The organism is Vibrio genomosp. F10 str. 9ZD137, assembly GCF_049974785.1.
In the GTDB taxonomy this organism is placed as follows: Bacteria; Pseudomonadota; Gammaproteobacteria; order Enterobacterales; family Vibrionaceae; genus Vibrio.
The window spans coordinates 1-2,444 of the sequence record NZ_JBNGCJ010001030.1; the positions used below are offsets into that span (position 1 = coordinate 1).

The 2,444-nt window shown below is 44.5% G+C and carries 3 protein-coding genes; all 3 read left to right on the top strand.

Annotated elements, in window-relative coordinates:
• The first annotated feature begins 137 nt into the window (after positions 1-137).
• Entirely contained in the window at positions 138-1,562 is a 1,425-nt protein-coding gene (gene sbcB, locus ACP45E_RS21920; protein WP_017038488.1) for an exodeoxyribonuclease I, read from the top strand.
• A 103-nt stretch (positions 1,563-1,665) separates the two neighbouring features.
• Positions 1,666-2,031, top strand: a complete 366-nt coding sequence (locus tag ACP45E_RS21925; protein ID WP_017038487.1) for a CidA/LrgA family protein — start codon at positions 1,666-1,668, stop codon at positions 2,029-2,031.
• A partial coding sequence (locus ACP45E_RS21930; RefSeq protein WP_198927781.1) for an LrgB family protein occupies positions 2,031-2,444 on the top strand: 414 nt, incomplete at its 3' end. The genes ACP45E_RS21925 and ACP45E_RS21930, both read left to right, overlap by 1 nt.

Here is a 2,444-nt window from a genome sequence, read left to right on the forward strand (position 1 = left end):
TCTAAAGATCAACACGCCCTAGTTATCAACAACCACTTTTTATTTCTATTAGCCTCAGTAAGAGATATCCAGATTGCTAAGCTTTCCTCGCAGTGGTCTAATAGTCATAAGCTAATGACCCATCTGGTAAAACCAACATGCAACAAGAGCAACAACCTACCTTCTTCTTTTTCGATTACGAAACCTGGGGCACGAGTCCAGCGAAAGACAGACCGAGTCAGTTTGCGGGTGTGCGTACCGACGAAGATTTCAACATTATTGGCGAGCCTCTTGTTATTTATTGTCAGCCTCCTGCTGATTATTTACCTTCTCCTGAAGCGGCGTTGATTACCCGAATCACACCTCAAAAAGCCCTTGCGCAAGGTTTGCCTGAACCCGAGTTCATTACCAAGATTCATGACGAGCTTTCAAAACCAAAAACCACGAGCCTAGGTTACAACAGTATTCGTTTTGATGATGAGGTGACCCGCTATACCTGTTACCGAAACTTCATCGACCCCTACGCTTGGAGCTGGCAAAACGGTAACTCTCGTTGGGATTTGCTTGATGTGATGCGCGCCTGTCATGCTCTGCGCCCAGAAGGGGTTGAATGGCCAGAAAATGAAGAGGGTTATACCAGCTTTAAGCTCGAGCACCTTTCCGTTGCCAACGGAATTGAACACGAAAATGCACACGATGCTATGGCAGACGTAATCGCCACGATTGAAATGGCGAAAAAGCTAAAAGCCGCGCAGCCGAAACTGTTCAACTACTTCTTGAGCATGCGCCATAAACGAAAGCTGAACGAGTTGATTGATATCGTTAACATGACACCTTTAATGCATGTTTCCGGTATGTTCGGACGTGATTGCAATTATACCAGCTGGATTGTGCCTGTTGCATGGCACCCGACCAACCAAAATGCGGCAATCGTTGTGGATTTGGCAAAAGATCCTTCTCCCTTATTAGAGTTGGACACTGATGAACTTCTTACACGCTTATATACCAAACGCAGTGAACTCGCAGAAGATGAGCTTCCCGTTCCTATTAAGCTCGTTCATATCAACAAGTGCCCGATTCTCGCACCAGCCAAAACCTTGACCGCAGAAAATGCCGAAGCTATCGGTATTAATAGAAAGCAATGCTTGGATAATCTGGCACGACTTCGTAGCCACCCAGAGATCAGAGAAAAACTCATCAGTGTGTACAGTGCAGACCGCGAGTATCCAGCCAGCGATGATGTCGATACGAAACTCTATGACGGTTTTTTCTCTCCCGCAGATAAATCAGCAATGGACATTATTCGCGCCACTGACCCTGCCAATTTAGCCGCTTTGGACATTCGCTTTAACGATGAGCGCATTGAACCTCTTCTTTTCCGCTATAGAGCGAGACATTACCCATTGTCTCTTGATGAACAAGAGCAAGTTAAATGGGCGAATCATTGCAGAGATTATTTTGAACAAAGGCTCGAAGGTTACATGCTGAATCTTGAAAACCTGGTCCACGAACATGAAAGTGATGAAAAGAAAATGGCCATTTTGAAAGCGGTGTATCAATATGTTGAAAAGATAGCGTCTTAATCAGCTTTAGATAACACGCTTAGACAAACCGCATTAAAAGGAATGAATAACGGCTGGATGCACGATTTTATTGGTAAACATGTAATAAGGTAACGCACGATCAATGGCTATGAAATTGGCAAAATATTTGGTGTCCATGCTGCTCATTTTAGTGAGTTTATTGATTGGTAACACCCTCCAATCAATATTAAACACCGCCATTCCCGGCAGTATTTTTGGTATGTTAATACTATTTTCACTGCTCGCGAGTGGCCTTGTTTCTTCTGAATGGGTTAAATCGAGTGCCACGCTCCTGATTCGATACATGATTTTACTGTTTGTGCCCATTAGTGTCGGGCTCATGCTTCACTTCGACACGCTCATTGAAAACGCGTTGCCTATCTTGGCCTCTACTATTGGGGCAACGTTCATTGTTCTTGTCGTACTGGGTTACTTTTTGGATCGCCTATTGAAGAAGGGGAACAAGTGATGTGGCTACTGGTGACCGTCGTCGTTTTCCTATTTTCACGTTGGGTCAGTCAAAAAGTAAATAACCCATTATTTAATCCATTAGTGATCAGCATTGGCATTTTGATTCCCATATTAATTTGGTTAAAAGTGCCTTACGAACAATATTATGCAGAGAACCGATGGATAAATTGTTTGTTGCAGCCCGCCGTCGTTGCGCTGGCTTATCCACTATACGAACAATTGCCACAAATACGGGCAAACTGGCGCATCATTATGTTGGCGTGCGGTGTCGGTAGCGTGCTTTCTATGTTTACCTCAACCATCATTGCCGTGTTCATGCAGACAGAGCTAACCTTGATTGCCAGTTTCTTGGGGAAATCGGTTACAACGCCTATTGCTATGGAGGTTTCGAGCAGCCTTGGAGGCGAACCC

Coding starts and splice junctions, on each gene's coding strand:
- sbcB (WP_017038488.1), top strand. CDS start 138: ATGCAACAAGAGCAACAACCTACCTTCTTCTTTTTCGATTACGAAACC.
- ACP45E_RS21925 (WP_017038487.1), top strand. CDS start 1,666: ATGGCTATGAAATTGGCAAAATATTTGGTGTCCATGCTGCTCATTTTA.